At 67.4% G+C, this 14,261-nt stretch carries 13 protein-coding genes and 1 pseudogene; 10 read left to right on the plus strand and 4 right to left on the minus strand.

Annotation, left to right across the window (positions count from 1 at the left end):
• Positions 1-141: 141 nt before the first annotated feature.
• Complete coding sequence (locus ACQCSY_RS08525; RefSeq protein WP_427134838.1) at positions 142-717, minus strand: helix-turn-helix domain-containing protein; 576 nt, start codon at positions 715-717, stop codon at positions 142-144.
• 399 nt (positions 718-1,116) lie between these two features.
• Here ACQCSY_RS08525 and ACQCSY_RS08530 point away from each other — a divergent pair, with 399 nt between their 5' ends.
• The 4 genes and pseudogenes from ACQCSY_RS08530 to ACQCSY_RS08545 form a co-directional block, all read left to right on the plus strand.
• Positions 1,117-1,530 carry a YybH family protein gene (locus ACQCSY_RS08530; protein WP_427134840.1) on the plus strand — a complete coding sequence of 138 codons (414 nt, stop codon included), beginning with the start codon at positions 1,117-1,119 and terminating at the stop codon, positions 1,528-1,530.
• Complete coding sequence (locus ACQCSY_RS08535; protein WP_427134842.1) at positions 1,527-3,011, plus strand: purine-cytosine permease family protein; 1,485 nt, start codon at positions 1,527-1,529, stop codon at positions 3,009-3,011. Before ACQCSY_RS08530 ends, ACQCSY_RS08535 begins: the two co-directional genes overlap by 4 nt.
• Before the next feature lie 138 nt (positions 3,012-3,149).
• A complete protein-coding gene (locus tag ACQCSY_RS08540) occupies positions 3,150-4,283 on the plus strand; it encodes an alcohol dehydrogenase catalytic domain-containing protein (RefSeq protein ID WP_427134844.1) in 1,134 nt (377 codons plus the stop codon).
• A 306-nt stretch (positions 4,284-4,589) separates the two neighbouring features.
• Positions 4,590-4,634, plus strand: a pseudogene (locus ACQCSY_RS08545) (hypothetical protein); the annotation flags it as partial.
• Positions 4,635-4,677: 43 nt separating this feature from the next.
• Here ACQCSY_RS08545 and ACQCSY_RS08550 read toward each other — a convergent pair.
• The 3 genes from ACQCSY_RS08550 to ACQCSY_RS08560 form a co-directional block, all read right to left on the minus strand.
• Complete coding sequence (locus ACQCSY_RS08550) at positions 4,678-5,250, minus strand: LacI family DNA-binding transcriptional regulator (protein WP_427134846.1); 573 nt, start codon at positions 5,248-5,250, stop codon at positions 4,678-4,680.
• A gap of 65 nt (positions 5,251-5,315) precedes the next feature.
• Positions 5,316-5,852 carry a GNAT family N-acetyltransferase gene (locus ACQCSY_RS08555; RefSeq protein ID WP_427134848.1) on the minus strand — a complete coding sequence of 179 codons (537 nt, stop codon included), beginning with the start codon at positions 5,850-5,852 and terminating at the stop codon, positions 5,316-5,318.
• Positions 5,849-7,846 (minus strand): FAD/NAD(P)-binding protein, encoded by a 1,998-nt coding sequence (locus ACQCSY_RS08560; protein WP_427134850.1) that lies wholly within the window; start codon positions 7,844-7,846, stop codon positions 5,849-5,851. The genes ACQCSY_RS08555 and ACQCSY_RS08560 overlap by 4 nt, the downstream gene beginning before the upstream one ends.
• Before the next feature lie 260 nt (positions 7,847-8,106).
• On the opposite strand from ACQCSY_RS08560, the gene ACQCSY_RS08565 reads away from it, so the two are divergent.
• From ACQCSY_RS08565 to ACQCSY_RS08590, 6 genes are read left to right on the plus strand one after another with little or no spacing between them, the layout of a single operon-like run.
• Entirely contained in the window at positions 8,107-9,153 is a 1,047-nt protein-coding gene (locus ACQCSY_RS08565; protein WP_427134852.1) for an amino acid ABC transporter permease, read from the plus strand.
• Entirely contained in the window at positions 9,150-10,004 is an 855-nt protein-coding gene (locus ACQCSY_RS08570; protein WP_427134854.1) for an amino acid ABC transporter ATP-binding protein, read from the plus strand. Before ACQCSY_RS08565 ends, ACQCSY_RS08570 begins: the two co-directional genes overlap by 4 nt.
• A gap of 10 nt (positions 10,005-10,014) precedes the next feature.
• The gene (locus ACQCSY_RS08575; RefSeq protein ID WP_427134856.1) at positions 10,015-11,031 is read left to right on the plus strand and encodes an ABC transporter substrate-binding protein; all 1,017 of its coding nucleotides are present in this window, start codon (positions 10,015-10,017) and stop codon (positions 11,029-11,031) included.
• On the plus strand, positions 11,028-12,185 hold the full coding sequence (locus ACQCSY_RS08580; RefSeq protein WP_427134858.1) for an LLM class flavin-dependent oxidoreductase: 1,158 nt from the start codon (positions 11,028-11,030) through the stop codon (positions 12,183-12,185). Before ACQCSY_RS08575 ends, ACQCSY_RS08580 begins: the two co-directional genes overlap by 4 nt.
• Positions 12,169-13,068, plus strand: a complete 900-nt coding sequence (locus ACQCSY_RS08585; protein ID WP_427134860.1) for a DUF1684 domain-containing protein — start codon at positions 12,169-12,171, stop codon at positions 13,066-13,068. The genes ACQCSY_RS08580 and ACQCSY_RS08585 overlap by 17 nt, the downstream gene beginning before the upstream one ends.
• Positions 13,065-14,258, plus strand: coding sequence for an LLM class flavin-dependent oxidoreductase (locus ACQCSY_RS08590; protein WP_427134861.1), 1,194 nt, complete (start codon positions 13,065-13,067; stop codon positions 14,256-14,258). The genes ACQCSY_RS08585 and ACQCSY_RS08590 overlap by 4 nt, the downstream gene beginning before the upstream one ends.
• Positions 14,259-14,261: the final 3 nt, after the last annotated feature.

The following is a 14,261-nucleotide window of genomic DNA, read 5'->3' on the forward strand; positions in this document are numbered from 1 at the left end:
CGGGTGCGCGTCGATGCCCAGCTTCTGCGGCGATAGCAGGTCCACGTCCGGCAGTGGCAGGGAGGCGGTATCCAGGGACCGTTACACCAGCCGCCACGACACCCCGAACGCGCTTGCTGTCTCCGGGGCCGTCGGTGACGGTCAACGCGAGGCTGCGGGTACCAAGATCCATAGCACGACGGTTTCCTCGTCGGTGGTATTGGTCCAGCTGTGCGGTTCACGGCCGGGAAAGGACATCGCATCTCCCGCTGCCAGTTCGATCTGGCCGTCCGCGAGGATGAAGCTGAGCTGGCCCCGAACGATGTACAGCACCTCCACGTCACAGTCCACGACGTACAGCTCGGTCTCTCCGCTGCCGTGCGGTTTGATGACTGACTGGATGATCTGCAGGCGCCGTTCCGGACGGGCGGTCAGCAGTCGTTCCACGATGCCGTCCCCGCCCAGGGAAATCCGCGGCCCCTGACCGGACTTCGTCAGGTGGGTTTCCGGGAGAAGAAACAGGTCTCCTATGGAAACCGAAAGGACCTGGCATAGGGCCAGCAAGGACGCCACGCTCGGTGAGGTCAGGTCCCGCTCAACCCTGCTGAGGAATCCCTTCGTCAGTCGCGCAGCTTCTGCCACGTCGCCGATGGTCATCCGCTGCGCCTGACGTGCCGCACGGATCCTGGAACCGATGGCCAGGGGCATATTGCTTGGTTCTACGGGCAGTACCTTCATGGCGCCATCCTGTCTATGGTCACGCTGCCAAGCACCCTCGAACTGCCGTCTCTCGAGCCGAAAGTACCTGACGAAGGTTGAAGGGTTAGCGTGCTGCCCAGGCACGGGCAGACCACGCCGGTATTCCCAACTGCCAATGCCTGCGATCGGCCGCGAAGCAGATTTCAGTTCCGCGACGAGCCCACTGCCAGTTTGGTTGCGCCGAGGGCCAGGGCCAATCCTGGTTCACGTCAATATTTTGGGTAGAAATTTCCCCAGTGTGTTGCTTTCCGATCATCACATGTTGTTTACTAGACAACAGCGAGTGATGTAGATCACGTTACGCCGACGACGTCGGCGCATCAATACCTCGGGATGATCCGGCAGGTCCGGCGCCATTCCCCCTAACGCTGGAGAACCATGGGGACCACCCTCACTGAACAAGAAGTCACCGAAGCCGCAGGGCAGATTGTGCGGGCCTACGCCGCCATGGATGCGCAGGCCTATTTCGCCGCCTTTGATCCGAAGGCCACCTTCGTCTTCCACTCCAGTCCGTCCCGCCTGGACAGCAGGCAGGAATATGAAGAGCAGTGGCAATCCTGGGTATCCGGGGGGTGGAAAGTGGTCAGCTGCCACAGCAGCGACCCGCTCGTGCAGCTGCTCGGTACCGCCGCGGTCTTCTCCCACGCGGTGCGGACCGTCATCCAAGAGGGCGGGGCTCTGACCAGCACTGACGAACGCGAAACCATCGTCTTTTCCCGCACCGGTGACACCGGGATCACGGCCGTCCACGAACACCTTTCCCTTACTTTTGATGCAGGAGCCGAGCAATGACAACCACCGCAAAACCCGTGCCGACGCCAAAAAACGCTGCCCCGCTCATCGAGGTCCGCTCCATTGACTGGGTACCGGACAATGAACGGCACGGCAAACTCTGGCACCAGGCCCCGCTGTGGTTCCTGGGGAACTTCCAGTACTTCTCCATCCCCATCGGCTTCATCGGGCCTTCTATGGGTCTCTCGCTGGGCTGGACCATCGTGGCCAGCATCCTGGGCATCGGGGTCGGGACCATCTTCATGGCCTTCCACGCCTCCCAGGGCCCCACCATGGGCCTGCCGCAAATGATCCAGTCCAGGGCCCAATTCGGATACCGCGGCGTCGTGGTCCCGCTCATCGCAACACTGTTTACCTACCTGGCATTCAATGTGGCCGACACCGTCCTGCTCGGCGACGGGCTCATGAGCTCCTTCGGGTGGAATCCGACAGTCGTCGCGGTCGTCGCGGCGCTCGGTGCCGCAGCGCTGGCCATCTTCGGACACGACTGGGTGCACAAGGCCTTCCGCATCCTGCTGTACATTTCCTTTCCCCTGATGACGATCCTGACCATCGGCGTCCTCACCGGTAACGCCGGCGGCGGCGGCGACAGCACAATCCAGTACGGATTCAACTGGGGTGCCTTCATGGCCCAATTTGCTGCCTCGGCCGCCTACAACATCACCTACGCACCCTACGTCTCCGACTATTCGCGCTACCTGCCCTCCAAGACCAGGAGCCGCTCCGTGATCGCCGCGGTGTTCTTTGGGGCCTCTTCATCTGCCATCTGGCTGATCGCCTTGGGAGCATGGCTGGCGATCCGGCTGGGAGCCACCGACGGCCTGGCCGGCCTGCAACTGGCCGGAAACAACGTCTTCATCCACCTCGGTGACGCTGCCGCGCTCTTCTCCGCCCTCGCCCTCGCCGCCACCATGGGGATGAACGCCTACGGCGGGATGCTCACAGTGCTGACGACCGTCGACTCGATCCGGCCCATCAAACCAACCCGCAAAGCACGTGTCATCACCATCCTCGTCCTCACCGTCGTGTGGTATCTCGTCGCCAGCCTGATCAGCGCAGGGTCCGTTACCACAGTCTTCTCAGCACTGACGCTGATGCTGTACCTGCTGGTGCCATGGACCGCGACGAACCTGACCGACTACTTCTTCGTCCGCAAAGGGCACTACGCCATCACCGATCTCTTCACCACCAAAGGAATCTACGGAGCATGGTCCTGGCGCGGACTCTTGGCCTTCGCCATCGGCCTCGCAGCAGAAATACCATTCATGGTGCTGCCCCAAATCGGATCCTGGACCTACACCGGGCCCGTGGCAACCCTCCTCGGTGGAGTGGACATCGCCTGGCTGGTCGGACTGCTCGTCGCCTCCGCGGCCTACCTCCTGTTCAGCCGGTCGCTGGACATGAACATCGAACGCGACGCCCAGGCGCGAAGCGAGCACCAACTGGGCCACGACAGCGCCATCACACCCGCCCACCCCTAAAGCAGGACGACAGCGACCACGCGACATACGAAGTCGCATCACTTCCAGCAGTTCGCTAAACCCGGTGTCATCGGGCAGCCCAATCCGCGCCGTAACAAGGGCCCAGGCGCCACTGCCCAAGAGACGAAAGACACGACCATGACCATGATTGACGAAGGTATTCGTTCTGAAGCCGTCACGTTCCACCCGGAAAAAGGGCTGGCCCTCGAAACAATAACACTGGCCGCACCCGGCAAAGGCCAGGTGCGCGTAGACATCAAGGCCACCGGAGTCTGCCATTCGGATCTGCACATCCTCAACGGTGACTGGCCGGTGGACAGGCCCCTGGTCATGGGCCACGAAGCTTCAGGAACTGTCGCGGATATCGGCCCTGAGGTTCAAGGCGTCGCCGTGGGAGACCACGTCGTGCTGTCCTGGTTCGCTCCGTGCGGGCACTGCCGCAACTGCGCCGCAGGGCGGGGATGGCTCTGCACCGGAACCAAAGCCCTCGACAACACCCTGCCGGACGGAACCACCGCCTACTCCGACGCCGACGGGGCGCCCCTGTGGCCGTACCTGGGTCTGGGCACCTTCTCCAATAGCGTGATCGTCCCCGAAAGTGCTGTTGTCGTCGTTCCCAAGGAGCTGCCTTTCGACGTCGGCGCTCTTCTGGGCTGCTCCATCACCACCGGTATCGGGGCCGTCGTCAACACCGCCAAGGTACCCATGGGATCATCCACTCTCGTCGTTGGCTGCGGCGGCGTCGGCCTGTCCATCGTCATGGGACTCAAACTGATCGGGGCCAACCCGATCATCGCCGCCGACGTTTCCGAGGAAAAGCTGGCGAAGGCTGCTGAGCTGGGCGCAACGCACACGCTGCGGGCAGACACGACAGACGTCGTGTCCTGGGCGCAGGAGAACTACGGCGGGGTCGATTTTGCCTTCGAGGCCATCGGCCGGATCCAAAGCATTGAGAGCCTGCCGGGAACGCTCGCCCCGGGTGGCACTGCGGTCCTGGTGGGGATGACGGCACAGGGTCTCCGTGCTTCGATCGACCCCTTTGACCTGGCTGATCAAGGCAAGAGCATCCTGGGCTGCAACTACGGGTCCAGCGTTGCACGCGTAGATATACCCAAGCTTGCCGGGCTCTACCTTGCGGGCCAATTGCCGCTGGACCAGCTAATCGGCAGCGTCCGCCCACTGCATCAAGCGCAGGCAGCGCTTGATGATCTCCGCCGAGGAAAAGGCCTTCGGTCCGTCCTCAGACCGGCGACGGCAGCAGCAGACCTCTAACCAGAGGGTGCAACGAAGGCATCTGAATTTACCGGAAGCCCTAGCCCACTTGCGACGATGGTCTCGCCTCCGGCTGAACGGCAGTCCATGGTGAACGGGCAGGGAATTTCACCCTGCGGCGACCCGACCCCGAGGGGATCCTTCGTGATAATTTGCCGTACCCATGATGAAAGCGCCACTGAAGCCGCAGACCGGTGCTGCCGGTTCGCGTCCTTCCACTCGTCCCGGCCGCAACGTCAACGCCGGTACCCGACCGACACGACCGACGCCCAGTGGACCGTGATCGACCCAGTGGTGCCCGATCCAATGTTTCTGGCCGGCCGGGGCCGACGCCCCGAAGCGCACTGCCGCCGGGCCATTGTCGATGCGATCTTCTACGTGGTCGATAACGGCATCAAGTGGCGGGCGCCTCACCGTTCAGCCGTCCGAGCAGCACCGCGACCGCCCGCTCCGCCAGGGCCTCCGGGCTGTCCTTTCCTGGCGCCAGAACGTCGAAGCCTTCGGGCTGAAGGGTGTTCGAGATGACGAGCTGGGCCACGCCGCGCTGGACGAGCTCCGCCAGGGTCTCGACGTCGCCGCCGTCCTCTCCACGCGGCCCCAGGATCACGCCGTCGGCGCCGCCGGAGAGCATGAACTGCCGCCAGCCCTCGCCCAGCAGGATCACCGGCTGGTAGCCGTGCGGCGGCAGGAGCCGTGCCGCCGCGGTGGCCAGGGCACGGTCCCAGGGGTGTTCGAGGTCCCCAATGGCCACCGCCACCAGGTCAGTGCGGCCCCGCCGCATTCCGCGGGCCGCCCGGTTGGCGACGTAGCCGACTTCGCGGACGGCGGCGTGCACCCGGTCCTGGGTGGGCCGGCTGATCCGCGTGGTGCCGCCGGACCGGCCGGAGAGCACGTAGGAGACGGTGGTCAGGGACACCCCTGCAGTCTCCGCGACGTCGCGGATGGTGGGCTTGGATCCATGCCGCACGAATTGCTCCCAGGTACTTCTCCGCCGCGTAAGCACAACGGTCTTGAGACGATCTTCATTGAACTCTATCGCCGAACCGCCGGTAGCTCCTTGGTGAACGCCAGCGGGCCGACGGTTTCGGGATCGGCGGACAGGTCAAACTGCGCCTCGTAGCCCGTGTTCAGGTAGAGGTGTTTCGCTTCAGGCTGCCGCGGGCCGGTGGTCAGGTACACCTTCCGGTAGCCGCGCCGGGCAGCCAGCGACTCCAGCTCCGCCAGCACGAAGCGGGCCAGCCCACGGCGGCGGTGCGCGGAGTGTGTCCAGATCCGCTTGAACTCGGCGGTCTGCGGACCGTGCCGCCGGAAGGCGCCGCCAGCCACGGATTCGCCGTTCTCCTGCACGATCAGCAGGGCCCCGACCGGAGCCACAAATTCCTTGGCCGGGTAGCGGTTGAGCTCCGCCGCCGCGGCTCCCCGGCCGAAGAGGCTGCCGTACCGCGAGTCGTACTCCAGGGCCAGCTCGTCCAGCAATGGACGGACCCGGCGATCGCCCATGGGCAGGTTCAGCACCGTCAGCTCCGAAGGCCGTAGTGGCGCCGGGGCTGGAAGTGTTGGCTGAATCATGCTCGGTCCTTTCCCTGGACAATAGCTGGCAACGGCGAGGATCCCGCCGGAGGGTTGGTGCCCCGTGCCAGGGCACGAAGAATGCGCCGGGCGAGGGCGTCGTTTTCGCGGAAGGGCGCGGCGTTGGTGCCGGGCCGCGCGAAGGCGCCGGCACCCCAGCCCGAGGTCCCCGGCCCGACGCCGAACAGCCTGCGGTGCCGCTCCCCCAGCGGGCTGAGCAGCTCGTTGCGCCCGGACACCAGGAGGCGTCCCGTCGCGTGCAGGCCGTCCGCCGTCAGCAGCTGCTGCTCGGTGCCCAGCCCGGAGCTGTGCAGCTGGCGCAGCAGGGGGTTCGCGGAGCCGGCCACGGCCGGGGCCGGGAGCCTGGCCTCGATCAGGGCAGTCGCGGAGACGGTGATCCCGGACTGGGCCGAGCTGGCCACGAACCGGCCGGAGTAGTCGGCGGCGGTGATCTCCAGTCCAGGCCCGATGAACTGCAGCAGGCCGGCCCGGTGGATCGCGAGCATCTCGCGCAGCCTGCGCGGCGGAGGCCCGGAGTCCACAAAGCTGAAGAAGCCGTGCCACCAGCCGTGGACTGCGTGTTGCGAGCGGGCGTTCAACCGCTCCGGTGGCACCAGCCGGCCCAGGTCCATGTAGACCTTGAGCAGCGCGATGAAGAGGGCGAGGGTCTCGGAATGGTCCGGCCCGGTCCGCAGCCGGAGGTCGTTGTCGACGTAGGCCGCCACGGCCGTCTGGACATCCCCGTGACCGGCAAAGACGCGGCCCGCGAAGGGATGGTCCAGCTGTTCGAGGTCCAGGTGCAGGTCCGGGTCCGGGACGGATTCGGCGACGAGCCCGTGGCGTTCGGCGCTGTACCAGTCCGCGGCCGTGAAGCGGTCGGCGAACTCCTCCCAGCTAATGCGGACCCGCTCCGGGTACCCGGTGAACAGCTCGCGGTAGTAGGCATAGCCGGCGTCCTTGGCGATCAGCGGCCACAGCTGGGTGCGGAAATCCAGCTCGCCGTGGGCCTCCAGTAACGCGCCGACGGTGTCGACGGTGAAAAACCGGGGGTCCGCGGCGGGTTCGCCGCGGAGGGTGGAGGAGATCTTGGAATGGTAGGGGACCCCGCGCCGCGATCCCGCCCACAGCCGCGGCTCGGCGCCGGACGGCACATACCGCAGTCCGCCGTCGGGTTCCTCCTCGAAACGGCCCCCGCGGCCTTCCATCAGCAGGACCAGGAGATCCACGAAGGCCAGGCCCATGCCTGAGACGATCACGTCCTGGCCGGCGGCGATCGGCGAGTAGTCGACGTCGGTGGTGTAGCTGGGGGCCGCGTGGAACGCCCCGTGACGGGCGGCAAAGCCGGCCCAGGCTGCGGACTGCTCACCGGGCAGCGAGTCGGTGTGCCCCAGGGCGGACACCACGACGTCGGCGTGCAGCACAGCGCCGCCGGCAAGCCGCACGCGGTAGCTGGCCCCGCCCACCTCAGCACCGCCGTCGGCATCGGGCTCGGCATCGGGCTTATCCTCTGCTTCGATGGCGACGGCGGTGTCGCGGTGCACTGTGACAGTGACGTCCGGCCCGAGGGCGGCAACCGCGCGCCGGAAAAACCATTCCAGGTACTGGCTCTGAAGCTGCCGGGTGGGGAACGTGGCCCCGGTCAGGGACCCGATCTGCCGCCGCATATCCGGCGGCAGCTCGGGGACATCCGGAATGGACCCGTCCAGGACACCGGCGGCCCAGCCGGCCAGGCCGGGACCGTCGACGGCGGGACCATCGCACTGCACCGAGGAGTCTGTGAACATGGTGACGTCCGCCGCGGCCGAGTTCAGCATGAGGCCTGGGTGCTGCTCGTAGCGCCAGATCCGCCCGGGACCCGGAGTGTGCGGCTCGATGACGTGAACGGCCACGGGAAGCTCGAACAGTTCCGGCCGGTTGGCGGCCAGGCGCTCCAGGATCCCGGCCGTGCGGGGACCGCCGCCGATGAGGACCACGGATGGGGTGTTCGCTGGCATTGGGGTCTCCTGGTCAGGCGGCGGGCTTTAGGACGGCTCAGGGCCCTCATGCTAGGCAGCGGATCGGACGGTGGTCGAGGCGCCGTTCATGGCCGTTCACCCCGCGTAACTCCGCGTAAATCAGGGCAAGAATTCGTCTCATGACGCCGTGAGAAGCCGCGTGAACCCATGCAACCTGCCGCCTTGCCGGGCGATTCCGGCGCCCCTAGATTTGCAGCCATCCGAACCCCACACACCAACTGGAAGAAGCGAGGTGGCGCATGAGTTCAACAGCAACCACGGTGGCGCAGTCCACCCCCGAGCCGGCGTCCGCCGAACCGGAGACCGCACCCGAAACCACGCCCGACGCCGGCGGCTCAGCCCCCGCGGGCCGCCGGGCCGCGACCGACTACGCCGATTACCGCGTGGTTCCGGCCCGCCATCCGTGGCGCTGGGTCGGGACGGCCGTGGTGGCCCTCGGCGCCGCCGGGATCGCGTGGTCCCTGGCCACGAACCCGCGCTGGGAATGGGGCGTGGTGGCGCAGTGGTTCACCGCGCAGTCCATCGTGAACGGCCTGGCGGAGACACTCAAGCTGACCGCGATCTCCGGGGCACTGGGCTTTGTGCTGGGCTTCATCCTGGCGCTGATGCGGCTGTCCGCGTCCCCGCTCCTGCTCTCCGTGTCCTGGACATTCTCCTGGATCTTCCGCTCCACCCCGCTGCTGGTGCAGATGCTGCTTTGGTACAACCTGGGCTACCTGTACGAGAAGATCAGCCTGGGCATCCCCTTCACGGACGTCCGCTTCTTCGAGGTGCAGACCACCACCCTGATCAGCCAGTTCGCGGCAGCTGTGCTGGGCCTGACCCTGAACCAGGCGGCGTACTCGGCCGAGATCATCCGCGGCGGCATCCTCTCCGTGGACCAGGGCCAACTGGAGGCCGCCGCGGCGCTCGGCATCCCGGCCTGGCGCCTCTCCACGAGAATCGTGCTGCCCCAGGCCATGCGGGCCATCCTGCCCACGGCCTTCAACGAGGTGATCGGCCTGGTCAAGGGCACATCGATTGTCTATGTGCTGGCCTACTCCGAGCTCTTCTACACCGTCCAGGTCATCTACAACCGCACCCAGCAGGTCCTTCCGCTGCTGCTCGTGGCCACACTCTGGTATGTCGTGATCACCTCCGTCCTGAGCGTGTTCCAGTACTACATCGAGCGCCACTACTCCAGGGGCGCGGTCCGCACACTGCCGCTCACCCCGTTGCAGAAGGCGCGGAAATTCCTGTCCACCCACGCCGCCGCCGGCGACCTCCGAGCGAAGGGAACCCGATGAGTTCCGTTGCCACCGCACCCGTACCCGCCACACCGGGATCTGCCGCCCCTGAGGCCACCCGCGGCCTCGTCGAGATCACCAAGGTCCGGAAGTCCTTCGGGGCCACGGAAGTCCTCAAGGGCATCACACTGACCGTGGAGCCCGGCGGGGTGGCCGTCATCGTGGGCCCCTCCGGCTCCGGCAAGTCCACCCTCCTGCGTACCATCAACCACCTGGAAAAGGTCGACGGCGGGTTCATCGCCATCGACGGCACGCTGGTGGGCTACGAGATCCGCGGACACAGGCTCCACGAGCTGCGCGAAAAGGACATCCTGAAGCAGCGCACCGAAATCGGCATGGTGTTCCAGAACTTCAACCTGTTCCCGCACCTGACCGCGCTGGAAAACGTGGCCGAGGCGCCCGTCGTCGCGCACTTTCCCGGAAAGGCGCGCCGCTCCAGGGCCGAAGCCCGCGAACGCGGCCTGGAGCTGCTGGACCGGGTGGGCCTGAAGGACCGGGCCGGGGCGTATCCCCGCCAGCTCTCCGGCGGCCAGCAGCAGCGCGTCGCGATCGCCCGGGCGCTGGCGCTGGACCCCAAGATCCTGCTCTTCGACGAGCCCACCTCGGCCCTGGACCTGGAGCTGGTCAACGAGGTCCTGGACGTCATCCGCGGGCTGGCCAAGTCCGGCACCACGCTGATCATCGTCACGCACGAGATGGGCTTCGCCCGCGACGTCGCGGACACCGTGGTCTTCATGGACCGGGGCCAGATTGTCGAACAAGGCACCCCCCAGGAAATTTTCACCAACCCGCAGGAAGAACGCACCCGGAGCTTCTTCTCCAAGGTGATCGAACCCGCTTTCAACATCTAAGGACTTCCCCATGGCATCCACCACCACCCGTCCCCGCACCGGCCGGCTCGGCAAACGCGCGGCACTGCCCGCCGTCGTACTGGTTGCCCTGCTGGGCGCGGGCACCGCAGTTCTGAGCGCCTGCTCAGATCCCGGCGCGGCGGCGGCCCAGCCGGCGACGACTGCGGCGCGCAACGGCGTCGTCTACAACACCTCACCGGACCAGCAGCGCATCCGGGCGGAAAAGGACGCCGCCGTAGCCGCGAAGGTCCCCGAGCTGATCAGCAAGGACGGCAAGCCCACCGTGGCCACCACGGCCGGGGCCATCCCGCTGTCCTTCCACGCCACGGACGACAAAACGCCCATCGGCACCGAGGTGGACATCGCCCAGCTGGTCGCGGACAAGCTGGGCCTGGAGCTGGACCTCCAGGTGACGTCGTGGGAGAACTGGCCGCTGAAGACCCAGTCCGGCGACTTCGAGGCCGTGTTCTCCAATGTGGGCATCAACGCCGCCCGCGTGAAGCTCTTCGACTTCGCCAGCTACCGGGCCGCCTACATGGGCTTCGAGGCGAAGAAGGGCTCCAGCTACAACATCAAGGGCTCGGATGACATCTCGGACCTGAAGATCTCGGTGGGTTCCGGCACCAACCAGGAGAAGATCCTGCTCGCGTGGAACAAGGAGCTGGAGGCCAAGGGCAAGGCCCCGGCGGTGCTGCAGTACTACTCGTCCGACGCCGACACCATCCTGGCGCTGTCGTCGGGCCGCACGGACCTGAACCTCGCCCCCTACCCGTCCGTCACCTACCGCGAGAACACCCGCGACGACCTCAAAGTGGTGGGCAAGGTCAACGCCGGCTGGCCGTCCGAGACCCTCGTCGCGGCCACCACGCTCAAGGGCAACGGGCTGGCCCCGGCCATCACCGACGCGCTGAACGCGGTCATTAAGGACGGCTCCTACGCCAAGGTGCTGGAGCGTTGGGGACTCTCCGAGGAAGCCCTCCCCGAAGCCAAGACCGTCACCGAGGCCAACTTCGGGACCGGCAAATGAGGTTCCAGATCCTCGACATCATCCCGCACCTGAAGAACCCGGTGACCGGGGAGATCGTCTCCACCGCGGACCGGCTCAACCAGGTGGTCGAGACGGCACGGCGCGCGGAGGAACTCGGTTACGACAGCTTCTCCGTCGGGGAACGCCACGCGGGCGAGTTCATCTCCTCCTCTCCCACCACCGTGCTGGCGGCCATCGCCGCGGTCACGTCCCGGATTCGGCTGCAGAGCGGCGTGACGGTACTCTCCGTACTGGATCCCGTACGGGTCGCGGAGGACTACGCCACGATCGCCCAGCTCAGCCGCGGCCGGCTGGAACTCGTGATCGGCAAGGGCAACGAGGTGTTGCAGTGCCCGCTCTTCGGCCTGGACGTGGCCGACCAGTGGGCGCTGCTGGCCGAAAAATACGGGCTGCTCCGGCGGCTCTGGACCGAGGAGAACGTCACCTGGTCCGGGACGTTCCGCCCCGCCCTTACCGAGCCCACCACCACGCCGCGGCCGTTCGCCGGCGCGCCGCGGGTCTGGCACGGTTCCGCCACGAGCCTGACCTCGGCGGCGCTGGCGGCCAAGTGGGGCGACCCGCTGTTCACGGCCAACGCCATCCAGCCGCGGGAAAACTACCAGGTACTGATCGAGCACTACCGCGACGAGTACGAACGCCACGGCCACGACCCCCGGCACGCCTACCTGGGCTCCGGCTCCGGGGCAGGCTGCGTGTTCATCGCGAACACCACGCAGGAGGCCAAACGCCAGTTCGGCCCGGTCTACGAGGCCCTCACCACGGGCCGCAACGTCCCCGGCAACAACTCACCCTTCCGGGACATCGACCACGCCGTCGCCGAAGGTCCCGCCCTGGTGGGCAGCCCGGAACAAGTGATCGACAAGATCCTCAGCTACCACGAGCTCTACTGCCATGACCTGCAGTCCATCGCCCTTCCCACCACCCTGCCGTTCGGGCAGCAGCTGGAGATCCTGGAGCGGTTCGCGCTCGAGGTCATCCCGGCAGTCCGCGCTGCAGCGCCCACCACCCTCTGGGGCGACGCCGATCCCTACGCCGGCCGCCCGGTAGTCCACGGCGCCACCGAACCCGACGCCGCAGCCAGCGTCACCGCCGACCACCACACCCACAGGAGTTCCCATGTCCACGCCCACTGAAACCGAAGGCCGGTCCTCGGGTCTCGACAGGCTCGACCACCGGAACAAACCCGACCGCCAGTTCGCCGCCGCCTGGGCGGACTGGCACGCCGCGCATGAACGCCACCGCGCCGACCCCCACGGCTTCCTGGCGGTCACCCACCTGCACTGGCTGGATACTCAGCCGGCCCGCCTCGACGGCATGCCGGGCACCTGGAGTGTGGAGGACGACGCCGTCCGCCTGGTTTTGCGGGCAGGCGAACGCGTTCTCCGCGACGGGCAGGAGCTGAACCATGACGGCACCGGGGCCACCGTGTCCCTCGGCCCGATTCCCGACCGGGAAGGGCTGAACCTGCGCGTTCACGATCCCGCGGCCGGGGACACGGTGATCGAAGTCGCCAAGCGCGGCGGGTCGTACGTCGTGCGGCCGCGTCACCCGCTGAACCCCCTGCTGACCGGCTACCGCGGCACGCCAGCCTACTCCCCGGACCCTAAGTATTCTGTTTCCGGTATATATGCCCCCTTCCCGGAACCGCGCGCCACGACGGTGGGCGCCGCCGTCGAAGGCATCCAGCATGTCTACGAAGCCCCCGGCGAGATCCGCTTCCGGCTGGCCGGCCAGGACTTGGTCCTCACGGCCTTCAACGGCCACGTTCCGGGCACCCTCTCCGTGCTGTTCACGGACCGGACCTCCGGCCGGACCACCTACTCGGCCAACCGCTCCCTCACCGTCGCAGCACCCGGTCCGGACGGCACGGTCGCGCTCGACTTCAACCGGGCCGTGAACCTGCCGTGCGCCTACACCGACGTGGCCACCTGCCCGCTGCCGCCGGCGGAGAACCGCCTGCCGGTGGCCATCGAGGCCGGCGAGCAGATTCCCTACGAACGTCAGGACGCATCATGAGTTCTCTTCCCACCAGTGACGCTGAGCAGGGGCGCGGAATCCTGCTGTTGGAGCTCGACGGCGCCGGCGGCCACCCGGCCGCGTGGCGGGTCTCGGGGACGGACCCCGCGGCCGTGCTGACCCCGGCCCGGCTCCGCGACGTGGTCCTCGCTGCCGAAACCGCGGGCTTCCACGCCGCGACGTTTTCCGACGGCGGGCTGCCGGACGAGGGTGACCCGGACACTACGGCACGGCTCAACGCCCTGCAGAGCGCCGCCTTCGCCGGTCCCCTCACAGCATCCATTGCCCTGATCCCGGAGGTGGACACCGTCTACACGGAGCCGTTCCACGTCTCCACCCAGCTCGCCAGCCTCGACTACGTTTCGGGAGGCCGGGCCGGCTGGCTGGTGGCCGCCTCGGGCAGTACGGCGGACGCCGCCGCCGTCGGACGTCACACGGTGCGCGGGGACGGGCGGGCGCGCGAAGCCGCCGATTCCATCGAGGTCAGCCGCCGGCTCTGGGACTCCTGGGAGGACGACGCGGTGATCCGCGACGTCCCCACCGGGCGCTACCTGGACGTCGACAAGCTGCGTTACGTCGATTTTGACAGTGGGGTGGATTTTGAAAGCGCGGTCACCGAGGGCGCCAGCTACTCCGTTAAGGGGCCGTCGATCATCCCCCGCCCGCTCCAGGGCCAGCTTCCCGTGCTGGCACCGGCCGGGCTTCTCACTCGGGAAGCCGTCGCCGCCGGGGCCGTGGATGCGCTCCTCGTCTCGGCGCCGACGCCGGAACTGCTCGCCGCCGAGCTCGCGGAGACGCGGGAAGCGTTCAGCGCAACGGGCAGTGCTCCGGCGCTGATTGCGGAGCTCGATGTCGTCCTGGATGCCCGCGGGCAGGGCGCCGCGGAGAGGCTGGCGGCACTGGAGGCCCACACGCCGTGGCCGAGCAACCGGGCGCGGTTCCTTGGGAGCGCCTCCCAGCTCGCCGGACTGCTGGCCGGACTGCTCATCGTCGCCGACGGAGTCCGGCTGCATCCGGCGGTGCTGGACGTCGACGTCGAGGAACTGGCGCGGCTGGTGCTGCCCGAACTGCGCCGCCGCGGAGTCCTGGCGCCGGTGGTGCGGGACGCAACGTTCAGGGAGCAGCTGGGCCTCGCGCGGCCCGCGAGCCGCTACGCTACCGACACCGCCTCACCCAGCGCAGGAAACTAAGGA

Source organism: Pseudarthrobacter sp. S9, from assembly GCF_050156545.1.
Lineage (GTDB): Bacteria > Actinomycetota > Actinomycetes > Actinomycetales > Micrococcaceae > Arthrobacter.

Excerpts from the sequence above, each read along its gene's own strand:
- ACQCSY_RS08525 (WP_427134838.1), bottom strand. The coding sequence starts at position 717 with ATGAAGGTACTGCCCGTAGAACCAAGCAATATGCCCCTGGCCATCGGT.
- ACQCSY_RS08530 (WP_427134840.1), top strand. The coding sequence starts at position 1,117 with ATGGGGACCACCCTCACTGAACAAGAAGTCACCGAAGCCGCAGGGCAG.
- ACQCSY_RS08535 (WP_427134842.1), top strand. The coding sequence starts at position 1,527 with ATGACAACCACCGCAAAACCCGTGCCGACGCCAAAAAACGCTGCCCCG.
- ACQCSY_RS08540 (WP_427134844.1), top strand. The coding sequence starts at position 3,150 with ATGACCATGATTGACGAAGGTATTCGTTCTGAAGCCGTCACGTTCCAC.
- ACQCSY_RS08555 (WP_427134848.1), bottom strand. The coding sequence starts at position 5,852 with ATGATTCAGCCAACACTTCCAGCCCCGGCGCCACTACGGCCTTCGGAG.
- ACQCSY_RS08560 (WP_427134850.1), bottom strand. The coding sequence starts at position 7,846 with ATGCCAGCGAACACCCCATCCGTGGTCCTCATCGGCGGCGGTCCCCGC.
- ACQCSY_RS08565 (WP_427134852.1), top strand. The coding sequence starts at position 8,107 with ATGAGTTCAACAGCAACCACGGTGGCGCAGTCCACCCCCGAGCCGGCG.
- ACQCSY_RS08570 (WP_427134854.1), top strand. The coding sequence starts at position 9,150 with ATGAGTTCCGTTGCCACCGCACCCGTACCCGCCACACCGGGATCTGCC.
- ACQCSY_RS08575 (WP_427134856.1), top strand. The coding sequence starts at position 10,015 with ATGGCATCCACCACCACCCGTCCCCGCACCGGCCGGCTCGGCAAACGC.
- ACQCSY_RS08580 (WP_427134858.1), top strand. The coding sequence starts at position 11,028 with ATGAGGTTCCAGATCCTCGACATCATCCCGCACCTGAAGAACCCGGTG.
- ACQCSY_RS08585 (WP_427134860.1), top strand. The coding sequence starts at position 12,169 with ATGTCCACGCCCACTGAAACCGAAGGCCGGTCCTCGGGTCTCGACAGG.
- ACQCSY_RS08590 (WP_427134861.1), top strand. The coding sequence starts at position 13,065 with ATGAGTTCTCTTCCCACCAGTGACGCTGAGCAGGGGCGCGGAATCCTG.